The sequence below is a fragment of the Variovorax sp. GW821-FHT10B04 genome (assembly GCF_059415645.1).
In genome coordinates, this window is the sequence record NZ_JBWKNQ010000018.1 from 84,971 (window position 1) to 105,419 (window position 20,449).

Sequence of the window (20,449 nt, forward strand, 5' to 3'; positions counted from 1 at the left end):
TCCGGTCGAAGGCGGGCGCTCAGCAGAAGTCAGAGGGTGAACTCGTAGTCCACCGTGATCGGCGCATGGTCGCTGAACTTCACGGTCTTGTAGATCGACTCCTCGCGCGCGAGCGCGCCCAGTGCCGGCGTGGCCAGGTGGTAGTCGAGCCGCCAGCCCACGTTCTTCGCATACGCCTGGCCGCGGTTGCTCCACCAGGTGTAGGCCTCGCCCGTGGTGTCGGGCTTGAGCTTGCGGTAGACGTCGACCAGGCCGGCGCCCTCCGCACCCGCGTCGAGCAGGCGCGTCATCCAGGCCCGCTCCTCGGGCAGGAAGCCGCTGTTCTTCAGGTTGCCCTTCCAGTTCTTCAGGTCGATCTCCTGGTGGGCGATGTTGATGTCGCCGCACAGCACGAACTCGCGCTCCTTCTTCAACGCGTTCAGGTGCGGGAAGAAGCCCTTCAGGAAGCGGAACTTGGCCGCCTGGCGTTCTTCGCCCGACGAGCCGCTCGGAAAGTAGCAACTGATGATCGACAGCTTGCGCGACGGCGTGTCGAAGCGCAGTTCGAGGTAGCGGCCCTCGGCGTCGAACTCCGCGTCGCCCCAGCCGACCACGACCTCGCTGGGCGCATGCTTCGTGTATATCGCGGTGCCGGCGTAGCCCTTCTTCTCGGCGAAATGGAAGTGGCCCTTCAGGCCCGCCATCTCCTCGAAGCGGCCTTCGATGTCGCTGGCCTGGACGCGTATTTCCTGCATGCAAATACAATCCGGCGCCAGTTCGGCGACCCAGTCGGCCACCCCCTTGGTGGCGGCCGAACGCAGGCCGTTGAGGTTGAGGCTGGTCAGTTTGAACACAAGGAATTCCCGATGGTTGTAGATGGTGGAGGCAATGGCAATGGTGGCGCAGAGGTGGCTCCGGCGGACGTGACGGCGGTGACGCCGCCCCAGACGGACGCCGACAAGGCCCTGGCCCAGCGCTTCGTGCAGTTCGCGATCGAATCGGGCGTCCTGCGCTTCGGCGAATTCAAGACCAAGGCCGGCCGTCTGAGCCCCTACTTCTTCAATGCGGGACTGTTCGACGACGGCGCCAAGATGCTCCGGCTGGCCGAATTCTATGCAGAGCGGCTGATCGGCAGCGGCCTCGAATTCGACATGATCTTCGGCCCCGCCTACAAGGGCATCCCGCTGGGCGCGGCCGTGGCGATCGAACTCGCGCGGCGCGGCCGCAGCGTGCCCTTTGCCTACAACCGCAAGGAAGCCAAGGCGCACGGCGAGGGCGGCTCGCTGGTCGGCGCGCCGCTGGCCGGGCGTGTGCTGATCGTCGACGACGTGATGTCGGCCGGCACCGCGGTGCGTGAATCGATCGCGGCGATCCGCGCCGCCGGCGCCACGCCGCATGCGGTCGCGATCGCCCTTGACCGGCAGGAGATGGCGACCGAGAACGGCGCCGACGTCGCCCACAGCGCGGTGCAGTACGTGCGCAACCAGTTGGGCATGCAGGTGGTGCCGATCGCCACGCTGGACGACCTGCTGAGCTACCTGTCCGAACGGGCCGACCCGGCGCTGCAGGTGCACCGCGACGGCGTGCTGGCCTATCGCGCACGCTACGGCGCGAGCTGAACGGCCGCAGGGCGCGCGCGTGCACGGCCCGGGCCATCTTCCGACAGGCGCAACGCCCGGAACCGCGTGCCGTGCCGGCGTGTTGCTGGCGGCACTGGGCACCAGCCTGCTACTGCATGCGCAGCCCCAGCCGCCCGCGCCGGGTGCCATCTACAGCTGCACCGATGCGCAGGGCCGTACCTTCACGGCCGACCGTCCGCTGGCCGAATGCCTCGACCGTGAGCAGCGCGAACTCGGCCCGGCCGGCATCACGCGCCGCAGCATTCCACCCAGCTACACGCCGCGGGAACTGGCCGAGCGCGAAGAAAACGCCCGCCAGGCCGCACGCCGCGTGGCGCAGCAGAACGAGGAACGTCGGCGCCAGCGCGCGCTGCTGGTCCGCTATCCCGATGCCGGGGCGCACGACCGCGAACGCGCCGACGTGCTGTCGCGCATCGATGCCGTGCTGCATGCCGCGCAGGTGCGCGTCGGCGAACTGGCGCTGGAGCGCAGCCGCATCGACGACGAACTCGAGTTCTACAAGAAGGACGTGAGCAAGGCGCCGCTGTCGGTGCGGCGCAAGCTGGACGACAACACGCAGAGCGTGTCGGTGCAGAAGCGCTTCATCGGCGAGCAGGAGGCCGAGAAGAAGCGCGTGAACCAGCGCTTCGATGAAGAGCGCGTGCAGCTGGTGCGGCTGTGGAGCAGCACCACCGCGGACACGCCGCGCTGAGCCGGGCCGCCCCGCGGAACCAGCCGGCTCCGCAAGGGGCGATCAGCCGAGCCTGGCCTTCAGCAGCGCATTGACCTGCGCCGGGTTGGCCTTGCCCTGGCTGGCCTTCATGACCTGGCCGACCAGCGCGTTGAAGGCCTTGTCCTTGCCTGCGCGGTATTCGGCGATGTTCTTTTCGTTGGTCGCGAGCACGCCGTCGACGATGGCTTCGAGCGCGCCGGTGTCGCTCATCTGCTTCAGGCCCTTGGCGGCAATCACCGCGTCGACATCGCTGCCGTCGCCGGTCCACAGCGCATCGAACACCTGGCGCGCCGCGTTGTTGGAGATCGTGCCGTCGCCGATGCGCGCGACGAGCGTCGCGAGTTGCGCGGCACTCACGGGCGCCTCGGCGATCGAGATGTCCTGCGCGTTCAGCCGGCGCGCGATCTCGCCCGTGATCCAGTTGCTCGCGAGCTTGGGTGCTGCGCCGGCCGCCACCGCACTGTCGAAATAGTGCGCGAGCGCCAGGCTCTGCGTGAGCTGCGCCGCGTCGTACGCCGACAGGCCATGCGTCGTCACGTAGCGCTCGGCCATCGCGCGCGGCAGCTCGGGCATCTCGCCGCGCACGCGCTCGATCCAGTCGGCGGCGATCGCCAGCGGCGGCAGGTCCGGATCGGGGAAGTAGCGGTAGTCGGCCGCATCTTCCTTGGTGCGCATGGCGCGCGTCTCGCCGGTGTCCGGGTCGAACAGCACGGTCGCCTGCTGGATCTTGCGGCCGTCCTCGATCTCCTCGATCTGCCAGCGGATCTCGTAGTCGATCGCCTGCTGCATGAACTTGAAGCTGTTCAGGTTCTTGATCTCGCGGCGCGTGCCGAGCTTGTCGCCGGGCTTGCGCACCGACACGTTGGCGTCGCAGCGGAAGCTGCCTTCCTGCATGTTGCCGTCGCAGATGCCGATCCAGGTCACGATCTTGTGCAGCTCGCGCGCATAGGCCACGGCCTCGGCGGTGGAGCGCATGTCGGGTTCGGTCACGATCTCCAGCAGCGGCGTGCCTGCGCGGTTCAGGTCGATGCCCGACTGGCCGATGAAGTTCTCGTGCAGCGACTTGCCCGCGTCCTCTTCGAGGTGCGCGCGCACCAGGCGCACGGTCTTGGCTTCCTCGCCGAGGAAGAAGCTCACCGAGCCGCCCTGCACGACCGGGATCTCGAACTGGCTGATCTGGTAGCCCTTGGGCAGGTCGGGATAGAAGTAGTTCTTGCGCGCGAACACGCTGCGCGGCGCGATGGTCGAGCCCAGCGCCAGGCCGAGCTTGATGGCGCGCTCGACCGCGCCCTTGTTCATCACAGGCAGCGTGCCGGGCAGCGCCAGGTCGACCGCGCAGGCCTGCGTGTTGGGTTCGGCGCCGAAGGCCGTCGAGGCCCGGCTGAAGATCTTGCTGGCAGTCGACAGCTGTGCGTGGGTCTCGAAGCCGATGATGACTTCATAGCCTTGCACCAGCGGGCCCGTGGGGCGGCCGGCCTGCAGTTGTTCGGTGGTGTCTTGCTGGCTCATCGTCTCAAAATCCGGTGGGCTGGCGGGAATGCCAGTCGGTCGCCTGCTGGAAGCGGTGCGCGGCGTTCAGCAATTTGGCCTCGCCGAAGTAGTTGCCGATCAGCTGCAGGCCGACGGGCATCGCGTGCTCGCCGAAACCGGCGGGCAGGCTCATGCCGGGCAGGCCGGCGAGCGACGCGGGCAGCGTGAAGATGTCGGCCAGGTAGTCGGCGACCGGATCGTCGTTGTGCTCGCCCAGCTTCCAGGCGACGCTCGGCGCCGCCGGGCCGGCAATCACGTCGCACTGCGCGAAGGCCTGCTGGAAATCGTCGGCGATCATGCGGCGCACCTTCTGCGCCTGCAGGTAGTAGGCGTCGTAGTAGCCGTGCGACAGCACGTAGGTGCCGATCATGATGCGGCGCTTGACCTCGTCGCCGAAGCCTTCGGCGCGCGTCTTCGCGTACATCTCGGCGAGGTCGCGGTAATCCTTGGCGCGGTGGCCGAACTTGACGCCGTCGAAGCGGCTCAGGTTGCTCGACGCCTCGGCCGCGGCCAGCACGTAGTACACGGGGATCGACAGCTCGGTGCGCGGCAGCGTGATCTCGACGCGCTTCGCGCCGAGCTTCTCGTACTGCGCCAGGGCGGCCTCGACCGCGGCGCGCACGCCGGGTGCCAGGCCGCCTTCACCGGATGTGAAGAACTCTTTCGGCACGCCGATGCGCAAGCCTTCGAGCGAGTCGTTCAGCGAGCGCGAGAAGTCTTCCGCGGGACGGTCGAGCGAGGTCGAATCGCGGTCGAGGTCCGGCCCGCAGATCGCCGACAGCAGCAGCGCGCAGTCTTCGGCCGAGCGCGCCATCGGGCCGGCCTGATCGAGGCTGGATGCGAAGGCGACCATGCCGTAGCGCGAGGCGCGGCCGTAGGTCGGCTTGATGCCCGTGACGCCGCAAAACGACGCAGGCTGGCGGATCGAGCCGCCGGTGTCGGTGCCGGTCGCGGCCGGCACCAGGCGGGCGGCCACGGCTGCGGCGCTGCCGCCGGACGAGCCGCCCGGAATGCGCGCGGTGTCCCACGGGTTGCGCACCGGCACGACGGCGTCGGCGCCGACCGCGGGCACGGCGACGTTCTCGTTGGCCGAGCCCATCGCGAACTCGTCGCAGCTGAGCTTGCCCAGCGTCACGGTGCCGGCCTCGGCCAGCTTGCGCACGACGGTCGCGTCGTAGGGCGAGCGGTAGCCCGCGAGCATGCGCGAGCCGGCCGTGGTCGGGAAGTCGGTGGTGACGAAGATGTCCTTGTGCGCGATCGGCACGCCGGCCAGCACCGGTGCATCGCCGGCGGCGATGCGCGCATCGGCCAGGCGCGCCTGGGTCAGCGTGGCTTCCTCGTCGATGGCGACGAAGGCGCCGAGCGCCTGGTGCGCCTTGATGCGGCCGAGGAAATGGCCTGCGGCCTCGACGGCCGACACTTCCTTGGCGGCGAGCGCCCGGGCCAGATCGGCCACGCTCAACTGGTGCAGGTCGGCGTTCATTCGATCACCTTCGGCACGAGGAACAGACCCATGTCCACGGCGGGCGCGCTCTTCTGGTTGGCTTCGCGGTTGTTCGGCTCGCTGGCGATGTCGTCGCGCAGCCGCAGCGTGATGTCCTCGATGGCCGCAACCGGGTGCGCCAGCGGTTCGACGCCGGCCGTATCGACCGATCGCATGGTCTCGACGAGATTGAAGAAGCCGTTGATCTGGCCGAGCATGCGCTCGCTTTCGTCGGGAGCCAGCTGCAGCCGCGCGAGCGACGCGATGCGGGCAATGTCTGAGGAGGTCAGGGACATGGAAGGATCGAGGGTCGAAAAGCGGCGTGTAAAGCGCGCCAAGAGGGCGGCAGAACGGTGAAGCCGGGGGGGATTCAGGTATTATCCCGCCTTTGCCGCAACCCCCGCGAACGCGCCGGCTTTTGCCGCAAAAACGATCCATTCACCCTGTCAAACGACCCAGATAAAAGGGCGACGCCATGCCGATGCGCATGACGTGCCCCAGAGGAATTCCGCAATGTTCGGTACTTTCCGCCGGTACTTCTCTACCGACCTCGCGATCGACCTCGGCACCGCCAACACCCTGATCTTCGCCCGAAACAAGGGCATCGTCCTCGACGAGCCCTCCGTCGTCGCGATCCGCCATGAAGGCGGTCCGCACGGCAAGAAGGTGATCCAGGCCGTGGGCCGCGAAGCCAAGGCCATGCTCGGCAAGGTGCCCGGCAACATCGAAGCCATCCGCCCGATGAAGGACGGCGTCATCGCCGACTTCGTGATCACCGAGCAGATGATCAAGCAGTTCATCAAGATGGTGCACCCGCGTTCGCTGCTCGCGCCGAGCCCGCGGATCATCATCTGCGTGCCCTGCGGCTCGACCCAGGTCGAGCGCCGCGCCATCAAGGATGCCGCCGAAGCCGCCGGCGCCACCTCGGTCTACCTGATCGAGGAGCCCATGGCCGCGGCGATCGGTGCCGGCCTCCCGGTGTCGGAGGCGTCGGGCTCGATGGTCGTCGACATCGGCGGCGGCACCACCGAAGTCGGCGTGATCTCGCTCGGCGGCATGGTCTACAAGGGCAGCGTCCGCGTTGGCGGCGACCGCTTCGACGAGGCCATCATCAACTACATCCGCCGCAACTACGGCATGCTGATCGGCGAGCCGACGGCCGAAGTGATCAAGAAGACCATCGGCTCGGCATTCCCGGGCTCCGAGGTCAAGGAGATGGAAGTCAAGGGCCGCAACCTCAGCGAAGGCGTGCCCCGCAGCTTCACCATCAGCAGCAACGAAGTGCTGGAGGCGCTCACCGATCCGCTCAACAACATCGTCTCGGCGGTCAAGAACGCGCTGGAACAGACGCCGCCTGAACTGGGCGCCGACATCGCCGACCGCGGGATGATGCTGACCGGCGGCGGCGCATTGCTGCGCGACCTCGACCGCCTGCTGGCCGAGGAAACCGGCCTGCCGGTGCTCGTGGCCGAAGACCCGCTGACCTGCGTGGTGCGTGGCTGCGGCATCGCACTCGAGCGCATGGACCGACTGGGAAGCATCTTCACCAGCGAGTGATTTGGCTCGCCCCCAGGTCGCGCGCACTTCGTGTCGCGCTCCCACCCCCTACCGGGGGCGGTGCCTGCGGCCCGGCTTAGCCGGTTCCGCGGCACCCCACGAAGGGAATGGCCAGGACGATCTGGGGCATTGTTCGTATTCATCGGCTTCTGACGGCACACTTCGCTCATGCCACTCGGTACGCTCGACCGCACGGCGCCGCCCCTGTTCAACCAGGGACCCTCGGCGCTCAGCAAGCTGATTCTCTTCAGCGCGCTCGCCCTGTTCCTGATGGTGGCCGACGCGCGCTTCCATATCGTGCAGCCGCTGCGGGTGGCGATCGGCGCGGTGCTGTATCCGGTGCAATGGCTGGCGATCAAGCCGGTGCAGATGTTCGTGGGCGGCGGCCGCTATTTCGAAGACCTGCAACTCGCGCAGCGCCGTGAAGCAGAGGCGCGGCAGGCGCTGGCGTTGCAGGCGGAGCGCGCCGGCCAGGCCGAGTCGCTGGCACAGGACAACGCCCGGCTGCGGTCGATGCTCGAACTGCGGCAACTGACGCAGACACCCGGCCGTGCCGCCGAGGTGCTCTACGACGCGGCCGATCCGTACACCCGCAAGATCGTGATCGACCAGGGCATCGCCAATGGCGTCGCGGCAGGGTCGCCGGTGATCGACGAGCACGGTGTGCTGGGCCAGGTTACGCAGGTGCAGCCCTTCTCCAGCGAGGTCACGCTCGTGATCGACCGCGATCTCGCGATCCCGGTCCAGAACACGCGCACCGGCGCGCGCAGCGTGGCCTTCGGCGATGCCAACGCGCACGGCGGTGGATTGGAACTGCGCTTCATGGCCGCGAACTCGGATCTGCAGGAAGGCGATCTGCTGGCGACGAGCGGCGTCGATGGCGTGTACCCGACCGGCCTGCCGGTCGCGAAGATCGTGCGCATCGAGCGGCGAGCCGATTCGGGCTTCGCGCGCATCTATTGCGCACCGCTCGCGAAGGTGACGGCGGCGCGCTATGTCCTCGTGCTGACGCCGGTCGGTCCGGCGAAGGCGGCGCCCGTTCCGGCGGCGGCGCCGGCGGCGTCCGCTCCGGCGAAGAAGAAGGCGGACAAATCGGACAAGGCGGAAAAGTCCGAGAAGCCTGAAGCCAAGGCCGAAGCCAGGAAGGAAGGGGCCACGCCATGATCAAGCGCCAGGGGCAGCAGCAGCTCTTGCTGCCGGTCAGCCCGCTCTTCATCTGGGCCAGCCTGATCGCGGCGTTGCTGCTCGACATGATCCCGCTCGGCCGCGGCGCGTGGACGCCCGATGTGCTGGCACTGGTGATCGTCTTCTGGGCCGTGCACCAGCCGACCCGCGTGGGTATCGGCGCGGCCTTCGTGTTCGGCCTGTGCATGGACGTGCACCAGTCGGCCATGCTGGGCCAGCACGCCTTGTCTTACACCACGCTGGGCTTCTGCGCGATCACGTTGCACCGTCGCCTGTTGTGGTACCCGGTGACGCTGCAGGCGCTTCAGCTGATTCCGCTGTTCGCGCTGTCGCACGCGATCGAGCTGGCGATCCGCATGGTGGGCGGCGGCGTGTTCCCGGGGTGGACGATCCTGATCTCGCCCCTGCTCGAGGCGGTGCTGTGGCCGATCGCGACGGTGCTGCTGCTTGCGCCGCAGCGCCGCACGCCGGAGCCGGACGCCAACCGGCCGCTGTGACCCCGAACGCCGGTGACGGCTGCATTTGCAAGGGCCTGACGGCCGTCCTATCCTCGCTCCCGCCATGACCGAAATCCGCAACGTTGCCGCCGACCTCGCCCGCTTCAAGCGCCGCGTGATCGCCATCGGCCTCGTGGTGCTGACGGCTTTCGGCCTGCTCTGTGCGCGCCTCGTCTACCTGCAGGTGGTGCGCCACGAGGACCTGGCCGAACAGGCCGAGAGCAATCGCACGGCGATCGTGCCGGTGGTGCCGAATCGCGGTTTGATCCTCGATCGCAACGGCATCGTGCTCGCGTCCAACTACTCGGCCTACACGCTCGAGATCACGCCTTCCAAGGCGGGCGATGTCGAAAGCACGATCGACAGCCTGACGCAGGTGGTCGAGATCACCCCGCGCGACCGGCGGCGCTTCAAGCGCCTGCGCGAGGACTCGCGCAGCTTCGACTCGGTGCCGATCCGCACGCGCCTCTCCGACGAGGAAGTGGCCCGCTTCGCCGCGCAGCGCTATCGCTTTCCGGGCGTCGAGATCAAGGCCAGGTTGTTCCGCAACTACCCGAACGGCGAGACGGCCAGCCACGTGCTCGGCTACATCGGCCGGATCAACCAGCGCGAGAAGGCCGCGATGGAGGACTGGGACGACGAGGACCTCGCCAACTACAAGGGCACCGACTACATCGGCAAGCTCGGCGTCGAGCAGAGCTACGAGAAGACCCTGCACGGCCAGACCGGCGTCGACCAGATGGAGACCTCGGCCGGCGGCCGTGCGGTGCGCCGCCTCGCCAGCCACCCGGCGACGCCCGGCAACACCGTGATGCTGGCGCTCGACATCAAGCTGCAGAAGCTGGTCGAGGACATGTTCGGCAGCCGGCGCGGCGCGCTGGTCGCGATCGACCCCAAGACCGGCGAGATCCTGGCCTTCGTCAGCAAGCCGACCTTCGATCCGAACCTGTTCGTCGAAGGCATCGACACCGAGAGCTGGAAGGAACTGAGCGAATCGCTCGACAAGCCGCTGCTGAACCGTGCGCTGCGCGGCAGCTACCCGCCGGGCTCGACCTACAAGCCCTTCATGGCGCTCGCCGCCCTGCAGACCGGCAAGCGCGGCCCGAGCGTGGTGGTGAACGATCCTGGCTACTTCAACTTCGGCGGCCACCGCTTCGGCAGCCCCGAAGGCAACCTGGGCGGCGTCGACATGCGCCGTGCGATCCAGCTGTCGAGCAACGTCTACTTCTACTCGCTGGCCAACGAAATGGGCGTGGACCTGATCCACGACTTCATGAAGCCGCTGGGGTTCGGCCAGATCACCGGCATCGACCTGGGCGGCGAGCTGCGCGGCGTGCTGCCGAGCACCGAGTGGAAGCGCAACACCTACAAGCGGCCCGAGCAGAAGAAGTGGTTCGCGGGCGAGACCATCTCGCTGGGCATCGGCCAGGGCTACAACAACTTCACGATGCTGCAGCTCGCGCAGGCCGCTTCGATCGTCGCCGACGGCGGCATCAAGCACCGGCCGCACGTGGTGCTGGCGACGCGCGACACCGTCAGCGGCCAGGTCACGCCGGTGCAGCAACCGCCGGCGGAAGACCTCGGCTTCAGCCCTGCCAACGTCGCCGTGGTGCGCGAGGGCCTGATGAGCGTGATCAGCGCGGGCACGGCGCGCGGCGTGTTCATGGGCGCGGGCTATGTCGCGGCCGGCAAGACCGGCACGGCGCAGGCCGTGACGCAGGCGCAGAACACCAAGTACAACGCGAAGGCGCTGGAGGAACATCAACGCGACCACGCGCTGTTCATGGGCTTCGCGCCCGCCAACGACCCGAAGATCGCCGTGGCCGTGATCGTCGAGAACGCCGGCTGGGGCGCCGGCGCGGCCGCACCGCTCGCGCGCCGCGTGTTCGACTACTGGCTCATGAACCAGTACCCCAGCGAAGCCGACATGGCCGCCATCAAGCAGGGCAAGGCCACCGCGCCGATGGGCACCCCGCGCGTCGCCAGCGAGGTCGTCTGGCCGGCCCCGCCCGCGACACCCGCCCCGGCCCCCTGACGCGCTATTTGATGAATGCGTCGTAGCCGGTCTTCAGGATCAGCACGCTCACGACGGCGATGAACACGCCACGCACGAAGCCCGCGCCGCGCCGCAGCGCGAGGCGCGTGCCGAGCACGCTGCCCAGCACGTTGGCGACGGCCATCACCAGCGCATAGTGCCACCAGACGTGGCCCTTGGTGGCCAGCAGCACCAGCGCGGCGAGATTGGTCGCGGTGTTCAGCAGCTTGGCCGAGGCCGAGGCATTCAGGAAGTCGTAGCCCAGCCAGCGCACGAACAGGAAGACGAAGAAGCTGCCCGTCCCCGGGCCGAAGAAACCGTCGTACGTGCCGATCAGCAGTCCGACCGCGCCGGCGGCGAGTGTTTCGTGGCGACCCGTGAAACGCGGCGCGTGGTGACGACCCATGTCCTTCTTCGCGAGCGTGTAGGCCAGCACGGCCGCCAGGATGAAGGGCAGGGCGCGCCGCAGGAAGTCGCCCGGAAACACCGTGACGGCCCAGGCGCCTGCCATCGATCCTGCGAAACCCAGCGCGGCGGCCGGCAGCAGTGCATGCCAGCGAAGCTCGACCCGCCGGCCGAACTGAACCGCGGCAGCCGCCGTGCCCCAGACTGAGGCGGCCTTGTTGGTGCCCAGCAGCGTGGCGGGCGCCGCACCGGGGAAAACGGCGAACAGCGCAGGGACCAGAACCAGTCCGCCACCTCCCACGATCGAATCGATGAAACCCGCAAGCAGCGAGGCGAATGTGACGACCAGCATTTCCATCCGGAAATTGTCGCATCCGGAATCGCCGTGCTTCGGCTGGCCGAAAAAGCTGCTGCGAGAAGGACTTGCGCGATTCGAACAGGCAAAAAAAAGCGCCGACTGGCGGCGCTTTGTGAATGACAGCATCTCTTACGGATGCCTGTTCCAACTGTTCTGATTCTGCGAAATAAGTCTCCTCGGCCCCCGCGCTACGGGCTGTGCCGTCTGCGAGTGACGAGACTTTAGGCGGTGCACCGCCGCAGTGCATCGGGGATTACCCGCTGACACAAGCACGCCTCAACCTGTCGCCAGGCGCCTGTCAATGGCACGTCTCGTGCAAGCCTGCAGGTCAAATATGCAAAAAGGGGTTGGGTGATGCGGCAAGCGCTGCGAGCGATATGGATGGCCTTGCCGGGCAAGGCGCTGTTTTCCGTCGGCATGGTGGGCCGATGACGGAGAACGACCGCATCGCCATCGCGGCCCGCATGCACGTTGCGCTGCGCCGCAAGACCGGCCGCGTGACCGACACCGAGTGGATGGCCGTCAACGTCGACTACGCGACGGAACTGGTGCACCTCGCGAGGGCCTGGGCGGCCGACCACGGCGACGACGACCTGGCCGCGATCGCGACGAGCCTCGAAGCGGCGATGGAGCCCCTGGCGATCGAGGCCCGCGTGCGCGCGGCGCTGCAGCAGGCCGACGAGCACGCCGACGCGCCGCCGGTCAGTCCCGGCACCGCCAGGCGCCCCTGGTCGCGCTACCTTCGCGGCTCGCGCTAAGCCTGACCCTGGGCCGCCTGCGCGGCGCTGCGAATGCCCTGGAGCGTGCCGCCGGGCGTGATGGCCTCGGGGTCGAGCAGGCAGTGCAGAAGCGCCGGCTTGCCGCTGGCGCGCGCCCGGGCCAGCGCGGGCGCGAATTCCTCCGTGCGCTCCACCCGCTCGCCATGGCCACCGAAGACCTCGGCATAGCCGCGGAAGTCCGGGTTCTTCAGTTGCGTGGCGCTGATGCGGCCGGGGTAGTGCCGCTCCTGGTGCATGCGGATCGTGCCGTACATGGCGTTGTCGAGCAGCACCACGATCAGCGGCAGGCCGTACTGCACCGCGGTCGCGAACTCCTGGCCATGCATCAGGAAGTCGCCGTCGCCCGCGAACACCACGACCTCGCGCTGCGGCCACAGGCGCTTGGCACCGACGCCCGCGGGCAGGCCGTAGCCCATCGAGCCGCTCGTCGGTGCCAGCTGGCTCGCGAAGGCGCGAAATGGCCAGAAGCGATGCACCCAGGTCGCGAAGTTGCCCGCACCGTTGCAGAAGATGGTGTCGGCCGGCAACACCTCGCGCAGGTGCGTCATGACCTCGCCCATCTGCAGCGGGCCGGGAATGCGGATCGGCACCGGGTCGCTCCAGGCCAGGAAGTCCGCACGTGCCTGGGCCGTCTCCGACCGCCAGGCCGGCGTCGCCGCCGGACGCAGCGCGGCGACCGCTTCGGCGAAGGCCTGCGGCGTCGCGTGGATCGGCAGCGCCGCGCGGTACAGCTTGCCGAGTTCGTCGGCATCGGCGTGCACGTGGACCAGGGCCTGCCGCGGCGTCGGGATGTCCAGCAGTTCGTAGCCCTGCGACGGCACTTCCGACAGCCGTCCGCCGACCAGCAGGATCAGGTCGGCGTTGCGCACGCGGGCGAGCAGCTTCGGGTTGGCGCCCAGGCCGAGGTCGCCGGCGTAGCAGGCATGCTCGGCGCTGAACAGCATCTGGCGGCGGAACGAGCAGTACACCGGCAGCGAAAAGGCTTCGGCGAAAGCGGCGATCTGCCGTGCCGCCACCGCCGACCAGCGGCTGCCGCCGAGCACCATCACCGGCCGTTCGGCATTCGCCAGGTGCCGCTGCAATTCGGCCAGTGCGGCCGCGCCGGGATGGGTTTCCGTGACGGCGCAAGGCAGCGCGTCGGCCACGGCGGCGGCTTCGGTCAGCATGTCTTCGGGCAGGGCGATGACGACCGGCCCGGGCCGCCCGGACATGGCGACGTGGAAGGCGCGCGACACCAGCTCGGGCAGCCGCTTCGGGTCGTCGATCTGCACCACCCACTTGGCCATCGTGCCGAAGACCGCGCCGTAGTCGAGTTCCTGGAAGGCCTCGCGCCCGAGCGCCTCGCGTGCGACCTGGCCCACGAAGAGCAGCAGCGGCGTCGAGTCCTGGTGCGCGATGTGCACGCCGGCCGCCGCGTTGGTCGCGCCGGGGCCGCGCGTGACGAAGCAGACGCCCGGGCGACCGGTGAGCTTGCCCTGGGCCTCGGCCATCATCGTCGCGCCGCCCTCCTGGCGGCAGACCGTGACGGCGATCGAGGCGTCGTGCAGCGCGTCCAGCACCGCCAGGAAGCTCTCGCCGGGCACGCAGAAGAGCTGCTGCACGCCGTGCAGCACGAGCTGGTCGACGAGGATCTGGCCGCCGGTGCGCGACGGGATGCTGCTGGGGGATGTTGCGGTGGTCATGGCGTCAGTCCTGGACATCGAACACCACGCCCTGCGCGAGCGGCAGGGTGTTCGAGTAGTTGATGGTGTTGGTCGCGCGGCGCATGTAGGCCTTCCAGGCGTCCGAGCCGGCTTCGCGGCCGCCGCCGGTTTCCTTCTCGCCGCCGAACGCGCCGCCGATCTCGGCGCCGCTCGGGCCGATGTTGACGTTGGCAATGCCGCAGTCCGATCCGCTGCTCGACATGAAGCGCTCGGCCTCGCGCATGTCCAGCGTGAAGATCGACGACGACAGGCCCGCGCCCACCGCGTTGTGCCAGGCCATCGCTTCGTCGAAGTCGCGGTAGCGCAGCACATAGAGGATGGGCGCGAAGGTTTCGCGCAGCACCGGGCCGGCATGCGCGGGCAGTTCGACCAGCGCCGGCCGCGCGTACCAGGCGTCGCTGCCCGCGATGCCGTCGACGCGCTCGCCGCCATGCACCGTCGCGCCGGCGGCGCGGCTTTCGGCCAGCGCCGCCTGCATCGCGTCGAAGGCCGCGCGGTCGATCAGCGGGCCGACCAGCGTGCCCGGTGTGCGCGGGTCGCCGACCCGCACCTTGCCGTAGACCTTGGCGAGCTTCGGCACCAGCGCGTCGTAGATGCTGTCGTGCACGAACAGCCGGCGCAGCGTGGTGCAGCGCTGGCCGGCCGTGCCCATGGCCGCGAAGGCGATGCCGCGCAGCGCCAGGTCGAGATCGGCCGACGGCGCGACGATCGCGGCGTTGTTGCCGCCCAGCTCGAGGATCGCGCGTGCGAAGCGTGCGGCCAGGCGCGGGCCGACCTGGCGGCCCATCGCCGTCGATCCGGTGGCCGACAGCACCGGCACGCGGTGATCGTCGACCAGCACCTCGCCGATCTCGCGCGGGCCGATCAGCAGCTCGAGCAGTCCGGCCGGCGCGTCGCTGCCGAAGCGGGCGATGGCGCGCCGCGCGATCGCATGCGTGGCGAGCGCGGTCAGCGGCGTCTTCTCGGACGGCTTCCAGACCACGGCATCGCCGCAGACCAGCGCCAGCGTCGCGTTCCACGACCACACGGCGACGGGGAAGTTGAAGGCCGAGATCACGCCGACCACGCCCAGCGGGTGCCAGGTTTCCATCATCCGGTGCTCGCTGCGTTCGGTCGCGATGGTCAGGCCGTAGAGCTGGCGCGACAGGCCGACCGCGAAGTCGCAGATGTCGATCATTTCCTGCACCTCGCCCGCGCCTTCGGACGGCACCTTGCCGACCTCCAGCGTCACGAGGCGGCCCAGGTCGTCCTTGGCGGCGCGCAGCTCTTCGCCGAGCAGGCGCACCAGCTCGCCGCGCCGCGGCGCCGGCACCTGGCGCCAGGCCTGGTAGGCCGCATGGGCGCGGCCGATCGCGGCGGCGGCTTCGGCCGGCGTGGTCTGCGGCAGCGCACCGATCGCCTCGCCGCTGATGGGCGAGCGGACCTGCAGGTCGCCGCCGACGTAGGCGCTGCGCGGCACGCCGAGCCGCTGCAGCAAGGTGTCGGCTTCATGGGCTGGCGAGGAGTTGAGTGTGGCGTCGGTCATGGGCTGAAGGAGCGAAAAGTGCGGGCGCAGGGCGCCAGCATGCAAAGGAGCGAATGTCCGCCACGCCGCACGCCCTGCATAGCAAAAAAGCGGAAGGAGTTGTTGCGTGTGGAGAATGATGTCTGGGTGCCGAGCATCGCTCCCTGCCTGTTCACACAGGCAGAGATGGCCGGTGTCTTTCGGATCGCCATCACATCATTCGCCCAGCGCATCACCATGTTCCGTCGAACCTTTCTTCCGCCGATGGCCGACCTGCTCGCTTTCGAGGCGGCGGCACGCCACGGCAGCATCTCGCGCGCGGCCGGCGAGCTGCACCTGACCCAGAGCGCCGTGTCGCGCCAGATCCGGCAACTGGAGCAGCAGCTCGGCGTCGCGCTGTTCCATCGCGTGCGCCAGCGCGTGGTGCTGACCGATACCGGCCGGGTCTATGCCGCCGATCTGCGCGCAGCGCTCCAGCAACTGGCGGGCGCGGCGCAGAAGGCGATGGCGTCGGCGGGCGGTGGCGGCCAGCTCAACCTGGCCGTGCTGCCGACGCTGGGCACCCGTTGGCTGATCCCGCGGCTGGACGGCTTCACCGCGCAGCACCCGGACGTCACGATCAACTTCGCGGCCCGCTCCGAACCCTTCGACTTCGTTCAGGAGCCCTTCGACGCGGCGATCCATTTCGGCGCGCCGCACTGGGCGGGCGCCGCCTGCGAGTACCTGATGCACGAAGAAGTCGTGCCGGTGTGCAGCCCGGCCTTCCAGCGGCTGCACGGCATCCGCCGCGTGGAGGATCTGGCGAAGGTCGTCCTGCTGCAGCAGAGCACCCGGCCGACCCAGTGGGCCGAGTGGTTCGAGCAGGCCGGCGTGGCCGGTGCGCCGGCGCTGCGCGGGCCGCGCTTCGAGCAGTTCGCGATGATTGCGCAGGCGGCCGTCTCGGGGCTCGGCGCGGCACTGCTGCCCAGCTTCCTGGTCGAGTCCGAGATCGCCGCGGGCGCGCTGGTGGTGCTGTTTCCGCAGGCGCTCACCAGTTCGGATGCCTATTACCTGGTCTACCCGGAATCGCGCGCCGAGGCGCCGCTGCTGATCGCCTTCCGCGACTGGATCGTCGCGGCGGCGCATGCGGCGCACATGCAGGTCAGGCCTTCGCGTCCGGCGCCGTCGGCAGGGTGATCTTCTGCGCCGCAGGTGAACTCGCCAGGCTCTGTGCCGGCCGGCGCAGCGTGGCGTCGAAGGGGTGGATGCGCGGGCCGAGCGCGGCGGCCTCGCGCTTGAGCAGTTCGACCACGGTCGGCAGCCGGTCGGCATTGAGCCGGTCGGCGATGGTGCCCACGCTCAGCGCGGCCACGGCGCGCCCTTCGCTGTCGCGGATCGGCACCGCCACGCCCGCCATGCCTTCCAGCAGGCCGGTGTTGCGCCCCGCATAGCCCTGCTGGCGCACGCGCTCGATCTCGGTGCGCAGGTAGACCTCGTCGTACACGCCGTACTCCCGCACGCGCGACAGGTTGAAGCGGATGACTTCCTCGCGCTCCGCGTCCGGCAGGAAGGCCAGGATGGCCAGCGCGCCCTGGCCCACGCCCAGTGCGACGCGCCCGCCGATGTCGCCGGTGAAGGAGCGGATCGGGAACGGGCCTTCGCTGCGGTCCAGGCAGATCGCGTCGAAGCCGCTGCGCACCAGCAGGAAGATGCTGTCGCCCAGGCTGGCGCACAGCCGCAGCAGCACCGGCCGGCACAGCGAGCGCAGGTCGCCGGGGTTGCCGGCCTGCGCGGCCATCGCGAAGAAGTCGATGCTCAGCCGGTAGAGCTTGCTGCGCTCGTCCTGCTCGACCACGCCTTCGGCCACCAGCGACTGCAGCAGCCGGTGCGTGGTCGCCTGCGTGAGGCCAACCGAACGGCCGATCTGCGTGACGCGCCCGCCACCGTCGGCCTGCACCGCGGCGAGCGCGCGGATCACGGAAAAGATGCGCGGCACGCCGCCCGTCGCTGCAAGGGGAGAAGTCATGCCCTGATCTGCCGGAAATGTAGGCCTCGACTATAGCCAAAACATTTCATTGATTGGAATAAATGAAAGAAACATTCTGATTGATGGAATGTGAAGGCAATATTGGTTCGCTTATTGCAAGTTGTTGGATCGATATCCGGCAGAAGTCCGAAGACTCCTGCCCTTCGCCCCATCGGGGTGCGCGGTTGCAGCGAACGAAAGGCCCTCATGTCATTTCTCCGGCTCACGGACGTGTCGAAGTTCTACGGCAGCACCCAGGCGGTGGCTGCGATGAACCTGTCGGTCGAGAAGGGCGAGTTCGTCTCGCTGCTCGGCCCGTCGGGTTGCGGCAAGACCACCACGCTGCAGATGGTGGCCGGCTTCGAGGCCGTCACCAGCGGCCGCATCGAGCTCGACGGCAAGGACATCACGCACACCAAGGCCAACACGCGCGGGCTGGGCATCGTGTTCCAGACCTACGCGCTGTTCCCGCACATGACGGTGGCCGACAACGTGAGCTTCGGCCTGGAGATGCGCAGGATGCCCAAGGCCGAGCGGCGCGATCGCGTGGCCCAGGCGCTCGGCCTGGTGCACCTGGAGGCGCATGCCGCCCGCTACCCGCGCGAACTTTCGGGCGGCCAGCGCCAGCGCGTGGCGCTCGCGCGTGCGCTGGTCATCGAGCCGCCGGTGCTGCTGCTCGACGAGCCGCTGTCCAACCTCGACGCCAAGCTGCGCGAGGAGATGCAGTTCGAGCTGCGCCAGATCCAGCGCAAGGTCGGCACGACGACGGTGATGGTCACGCACGACCAGAGCGAGGCGATGTCCATCAGCGACCGCGTGGTCGTGATGGAAGGCGGCCGCGCCACCCAGATCGATCCGCCGCACCAGGTGTACGAACATCCGCGCACGCGCTTCATCTCGACCTTCGTCGGCAAGGCCAACCTGCTCGAAGGCCGCGTCACGGCCGACGGCGCGCGCAGCACGGTGCGGGTCGGCGGGCTGTCGGTCGAGGTCGACGAGCCGGGCTTCCGGACCGGTGCCGCCGTGCTGCTGAGCGTGCGCCCCGAAAAGCTGCAACTGGCCGCGCCCGGCAGCGGGCGGCTCGACGGCGAGGTCGGCGAGCGCTTCTTCCTCGGCAGCCAGTGGCTCTATCGCATGAACACCGACGTCGGCGACCTGATGGTGCTGTGCCCGAACGACGGCCGGCGCGCGCTCGACGAGGGCGAGCGCGCGGCCATCGACTGGCCCGACCATTGCACCCGGCTGCTGCCGTCGGACGCCGCCGCCGCGGAGGCCGCGCGGTGAGCGCAAGAGCCAACAAGGCCACGCCCTGGTGGCTGTCCGGGCCGGCGCTGCTGCTCTTCACCGTGCTGCTGCTGGTGCCTCTGGCGCTCACGGCGGTGCTGTCCTTCAACGTGTACGACCCGGCGACCGGGCCGAAGTCGGGCGAGTTCACGCTCGACCACTACGTCCACCTGTTCACCGACTCCTACTACTACGGCATCTTCTGGCGCACCTTCTGGATCTCGGGGCTGGTCGCGATCCTGTGCGTGCTGATCGGCACGCCCGAGGCCTACGTGCTGAGCCGCATGCGCAACCCGTGGCGCTCGATCCTGCTGCTGGTCGTGCTGGCGCCGCTGCTGGTGTCGGTGGTGGTGCGCGCCTTCGGCTGGAGCATGCTGCTCGGGCCGGAAGGCCTGGTGAACGGGCTGCTGAAGCTGGTCGGCATCGGCCCGATGCGCATCCTCTACACCGAGACCGCGATCGTGATCGCGCTGGTGCACGTGATGCTGCCCTTCATGGTGATCCCGGTCTGGACCTCGCTGCAGAAGCTGGACGCGGGCGTCGAGAACGCCGCGCTGTCGCTGCGCGCGACGCCCTTCACCACACTGCGCCGCATCGTGCTGCCGCAGGTCATGCCCGGCATCCTGTCGGGCAGCCTGATCGTGTTCGGCCTCTCGGCCAGCTCCTTCGCGATCCCCGGGCTGCTGGGCGGGCGCCGCCTGAAGATGGTCGCGACCGTGGTCTACGACGAGTACCTGCACGAACTCAACTGGCCGCTCGGCGCCGCCATCGCGCTCACGCTGCTGGTGGCCAATCTGGTCGTCATGCTGAGCTACAACCGGCTGGTCGAAGGCCGCTACAAGAAATCTCTGGGCTAGAAATATGAAACACCCCCAGTCTTCGCGCACTTCGTGTCGCTTCGCCAACCCCCTTGCAGGGGGCAACACCAGCGGCCCGGCAAAGCCGGTTCCGCGGTGTTTCTGGAATGGGCCGCTCGCCATCGATGAGTCAGCGCGATGAGCAAGAACGGACCTCTTGCATTGGCGTTCAACGCGCTCGTCATCGCCTTCATGCTCGCGCCGCTGCTGGTGGTGTGCGTGGTGGCGTTCACGCCCGAGAACACGCTCACGCTGCCGACCACCGAGTTCTCGCTGCGCTGGTTCCGTGCGGCCTTCGAGCATCCGGACTTCATGCAGTCGTTCTGGAACAGCCTGTGGCTGGCGCTCGCGTCGGCCACCATCGCGACGCTGCTCGCGGTGCCGGCCGGCATGGCGATCACGCGCTACAGCTTTCCGGGCCGCGACTTTCTCAACGGCCTGTTCCTGTCGCCGCTGATCATTCCGCACCTGGTGCTGGGCGTGGCGCTGCTGCGGCTGTTCGCGCTGGTCGGCGGCACCGGCAGCTTCGGCTTCCTGGTGTTCGCGCACGCACTCATCGTCACGCCCTACACGCTGCGGCTGGTCGTGGCGGCGCTGGTCGGCTTCGACCGCAGCGCCGAGCAGGCCGCGCTGTCGCTCGGCGCGAGCCAGGCCACGGTGTTCCGGCGCATCACGCTGCCGATGATCCTGCCTGGCGTCACGGGCGGCTGGCTGCTGGCCTTCATCAACAGCTTCGACGAAGTCACGATGTCGATCTTCGTGACCTCGCCGAGCACGGTGACGCTGCCGGTGCGCATGTACATGTACGCGACCGAGTCGATCGACCCGCTGATGGCGGCGGTGTCGGCGCTGATGGTGGCCGTGACCGCGGTCGCGATGATCATCCTGGACCGGCTCTACGGCCTCGACCGCGTGCTGGTGGGGCGCCATTGAGGT

20 protein-coding genes are annotated in these 20,449 nt (G+C 68.8%); 12 read left to right on the top strand and 8 right to left on the bottom strand.

Annotated features, from left to right (window positions below; all coding sequences use genetic code 11):
* Nucleotides 1-29: 29 nt before the first annotated feature.
* On the bottom strand, nt 30-833 hold the full coding sequence (locus AC07PZ_RS30235; RefSeq protein ID WP_495298881.1) for an exodeoxyribonuclease III: 804 nt from the start codon (nt 831-833) through the stop codon (nt 30-32).
* A 12-nt stretch (nt 834-845) separates the two neighbouring features.
* Between AC07PZ_RS30235 and pyrE the strand changes: the two genes are divergently transcribed.
* Nucleotides 846-1,598: an orotate phosphoribosyltransferase gene (gene pyrE / locus AC07PZ_RS30240; protein WP_495298882.1), complete on the top strand. Its 753-nt coding sequence runs from the start codon at nt 846-848 to the stop codon at nt 1,596-1,598.
* A gap of 79 nt (nt 1,599-1,677) precedes the next feature.
* Nucleotides 1,678-2,310 carry a DUF4124 domain-containing protein gene (locus AC07PZ_RS30245; protein WP_495298883.1) on the top strand — a complete coding sequence of 211 codons (633 nt, stop codon included), beginning with the start codon at nt 1,678-1,680 and terminating at the stop codon, nt 2,308-2,310.
* Nucleotides 2,311-2,352: 42 nt separating this feature from the next.
* On the opposite strand, the gene gatB is transcribed toward AC07PZ_RS30245, so the two are convergent.
* Genes gatB through gatC form a run of 3 tightly spaced genes read right to left on the bottom strand, consistent with a single transcriptional unit; the run spans nt 2,353 to nt 5,640 of the window.
* Nucleotides 2,353-3,840: an Asp-tRNA(Asn)/Glu-tRNA(Gln) amidotransferase subunit GatB gene (gatB, locus tag AC07PZ_RS30250; protein WP_495298884.1), complete on the bottom strand. Its 1,488-nt coding sequence runs from the start codon at nt 3,838-3,840 to the stop codon at nt 2,353-2,355.
* Between the two features lie 4 nt (nt 3,841-3,844).
* Nucleotides 3,845-5,344 (bottom strand): Asp-tRNA(Asn)/Glu-tRNA(Gln) amidotransferase subunit GatA, encoded by a 1,500-nt coding sequence (gatA, locus tag AC07PZ_RS30255; RefSeq protein ID WP_495298885.1) that lies wholly within the window; start codon nt 5,342-5,344, stop codon nt 3,845-3,847.
* Nucleotides 5,341-5,640: an Asp-tRNA(Asn)/Glu-tRNA(Gln) amidotransferase subunit GatC gene (gene gatC, locus AC07PZ_RS30260; RefSeq protein WP_495298886.1), complete on the bottom strand. Its 300-nt coding sequence runs from the start codon at nt 5,638-5,640 to the stop codon at nt 5,341-5,343. Before gatC ends, gatA begins: the two co-directional genes overlap by 4 nt.
* Before the next feature lie 217 nt (nt 5,641-5,857).
* Between gatC and AC07PZ_RS30265 the strand changes: the two genes are divergently transcribed.
* The 4 genes from AC07PZ_RS30265 (at nt 5,858) to mrdA (ending at nt 10,618) form a co-directional block, all read left to right on the top strand.
* A complete protein-coding gene (locus AC07PZ_RS30265; protein WP_495298887.1) occupies nt 5,858-6,901 on the top strand; it encodes a rod shape-determining protein in 1,044 nt (347 codons plus the stop codon).
* Nucleotides 6,902-7,069: 168 nt separating this feature from the next.
* A complete protein-coding gene (gene mreC, locus AC07PZ_RS30270; protein ID WP_495298888.1) occupies nt 7,070-8,065 on the top strand; it encodes a rod shape-determining protein MreC in 996 nt (331 codons plus the stop codon).
* Nucleotides 8,062-8,583 carry a rod shape-determining protein MreD gene (gene mreD / locus AC07PZ_RS30275; protein ID WP_495298889.1) on the top strand — a complete coding sequence of 174 codons (522 nt, stop codon included), beginning with the start codon at nt 8,062-8,064 and terminating at the stop codon, nt 8,581-8,583. Before mreC ends, mreD begins: the two co-directional genes overlap by 4 nt.
* Before the next feature lie 64 nt (nt 8,584-8,647).
* Nucleotides 8,648-10,618, top strand: coding sequence for a penicillin-binding protein 2 (gene mrdA / locus AC07PZ_RS30280; RefSeq protein ID WP_495298890.1), 1,971 nt, complete (start codon nt 8,648-8,650; stop codon nt 10,616-10,618).
* Nucleotides 10,619-10,622: 4 nt separating this feature from the next.
* Here mrdA and AC07PZ_RS30285 read toward each other — a convergent pair whose 3' ends face one another.
* Nucleotides 10,623-11,381, bottom strand: coding sequence for a TSUP family transporter (locus AC07PZ_RS30285; protein WP_495298891.1), 759 nt, complete (start codon nt 11,379-11,381; stop codon nt 10,623-10,625).
* On the opposite strand from AC07PZ_RS30285, the gene AC07PZ_RS30290 reads away from it, so the two are divergent.
* Together AC07PZ_RS30290 and AC07PZ_RS30295 are read left to right on the top strand one after the other, a co-directional pair.
* Nucleotides 11,362-11,538, top strand: a complete 177-nt coding sequence (locus tag AC07PZ_RS30290) for a hypothetical protein (protein WP_495298931.1) — start codon at nt 11,362-11,364, stop codon at nt 11,536-11,538. The genes AC07PZ_RS30285 and AC07PZ_RS30290 overlap by 20 nt on opposite strands.
* Before the next feature lie 271 nt (nt 11,539-11,809).
* On the top strand, nt 11,810-12,139 hold the full coding sequence (locus AC07PZ_RS30295) for a hypothetical protein (protein ID WP_495298892.1): 330 nt from the start codon (nt 11,810-11,812) through the stop codon (nt 12,137-12,139).
* On the opposite strand, the gene AC07PZ_RS30300 is transcribed toward AC07PZ_RS30295, so the two are convergent.
* Entirely contained in the window at nt 12,136-13,842 is a 1,707-nt protein-coding gene (locus tag AC07PZ_RS30300; RefSeq protein WP_495298893.1) for a thiamine pyrophosphate-binding protein, read from the bottom strand. The genes AC07PZ_RS30295 and AC07PZ_RS30300 overlap by 4 nt on opposite strands.
* Before the next feature lie 4 nt (nt 13,843-13,846).
* Complete coding sequence (gene amaB / locus AC07PZ_RS30305; RefSeq protein WP_495298894.1) at nt 13,847-15,388, bottom strand: L-piperidine-6-carboxylate dehydrogenase; 1,542 nt, start codon at nt 15,386-15,388, stop codon at nt 13,847-13,849.
* A gap of 216 nt (nt 15,389-15,604) precedes the next feature.
* Here amaB and AC07PZ_RS30310 point away from each other — a divergent pair, with 216 nt between their 5' ends.
* A complete protein-coding gene (locus tag AC07PZ_RS30310) occupies nt 15,605-16,543 on the top strand; it encodes a LysR family transcriptional regulator (RefSeq protein ID WP_495298895.1) in 939 nt (312 codons plus the stop codon).
* Here AC07PZ_RS30310 and AC07PZ_RS30315 read toward each other — a convergent pair.
* A complete protein-coding gene (locus AC07PZ_RS30315) occupies nt 16,509-17,372 on the bottom strand; it encodes an IclR family transcriptional regulator (protein WP_495298896.1) in 864 nt (287 codons plus the stop codon). The genes AC07PZ_RS30310 and AC07PZ_RS30315 overlap by 35 nt on opposite strands.
* Nucleotides 17,373-17,579: 207 nt before the next feature.
* On the opposite strand from AC07PZ_RS30315, the gene AC07PZ_RS30320 reads away from it, so the two are divergent.
* From AC07PZ_RS30320 to AC07PZ_RS30330, 3 genes are all read left to right on the top strand, one after another.
* Complete coding sequence (locus AC07PZ_RS30320; RefSeq protein ID WP_495298897.1) at nt 17,580-18,656, top strand: ABC transporter ATP-binding protein; 1,077 nt, start codon at nt 17,580-17,582, stop codon at nt 18,654-18,656.
* Nucleotides 18,653-19,513, top strand: coding sequence for an ABC transporter permease (locus AC07PZ_RS30325; protein ID WP_495298898.1), 861 nt, complete (start codon nt 18,653-18,655; stop codon nt 19,511-19,513). Before AC07PZ_RS30320 ends, AC07PZ_RS30325 begins: the two co-directional genes overlap by 4 nt.
* Before the next feature lie 138 nt (nt 19,514-19,651).
* Entirely contained in the window at nt 19,652-20,446 is a 795-nt protein-coding gene (locus AC07PZ_RS30330; protein WP_495298899.1) for an ABC transporter permease, read from the top strand.
* Nucleotides 20,447-20,449 lie beyond the last annotated feature (3 nt).

Excerpts from the sequence above, each read along its gene's own strand:
- gatC (WP_495298886.1), bottom strand. The coding sequence starts at position 5,640 with ATGTCCCTGACCTCCTCAGACATTGCCCGCATCGCGTCGCTCGCGCGG.
- AC07PZ_RS30300 (WP_495298893.1), bottom strand. The coding sequence starts at position 13,842 with ATGACCACCGCAACATCCCCCAGCAGCATCCCGTCGCGCACCGGCGGC.
- gatA (WP_495298885.1), bottom strand. The coding sequence starts at position 5,344 with ATGAACGCCGACCTGCACCAGTTGAGCGTGGCCGATCTGGCCCGGGCG.
- mreC (WP_495298888.1), top strand. The coding sequence starts at position 7,070 with ATGCCACTCGGTACGCTCGACCGCACGGCGCCGCCCCTGTTCAACCAG.
- AC07PZ_RS30310 (WP_495298895.1), top strand. The coding sequence starts at position 15,605 with ATGTTCCGTCGAACCTTTCTTCCGCCGATGGCCGACCTGCTCGCTTTC.
- AC07PZ_RS30315 (WP_495298896.1), bottom strand. The coding sequence starts at position 17,372 with ATGACTTCTCCCCTTGCAGCGACGGGCGGCGTGCCGCGCATCTTTTCC.
- AC07PZ_RS30295 (WP_495298892.1), top strand. The coding sequence starts at position 11,810 with ATGACGGAGAACGACCGCATCGCCATCGCGGCCCGCATGCACGTTGCG.
- AC07PZ_RS30330 (WP_495298899.1), top strand. The coding sequence starts at position 19,652 with ATGAGCAAGAACGGACCTCTTGCATTGGCGTTCAACGCGCTCGTCATC.
- pyrE (WP_495298882.1), top strand. The coding sequence starts at position 846 with ATGGTTGTAGATGGTGGAGGCAATGGCAATGGTGGCGCAGAGGTGGCT.
- gatB (WP_495298884.1), bottom strand. The coding sequence starts at position 3,840 with ATGAGCCAGCAAGACACCACCGAACAACTGCAGGCCGGCCGCCCCACG.
- AC07PZ_RS30320 (WP_495298897.1), top strand. The coding sequence starts at position 17,580 with ATGTCATTTCTCCGGCTCACGGACGTGTCGAAGTTCTACGGCAGCACC.
- mreD (WP_495298889.1), top strand. The coding sequence starts at position 8,062 with ATGATCAAGCGCCAGGGGCAGCAGCAGCTCTTGCTGCCGGTCAGCCCG.
- amaB (WP_495298894.1), bottom strand. The coding sequence starts at position 15,388 with ATGACCGACGCCACACTCAACTCCTCGCCAGCCCATGAAGCCGACACC.
- AC07PZ_RS30285 (WP_495298891.1), bottom strand. The coding sequence starts at position 11,381 with ATGGAAATGCTGGTCGTCACATTCGCCTCGCTGCTTGCGGGTTTCATC.
- mrdA (WP_495298890.1), top strand. The coding sequence starts at position 8,648 with ATGACCGAAATCCGCAACGTTGCCGCCGACCTCGCCCGCTTCAAGCGC.
- AC07PZ_RS30265 (WP_495298887.1), top strand. The coding sequence starts at position 5,858 with ATGTTCGGTACTTTCCGCCGGTACTTCTCTACCGACCTCGCGATCGAC.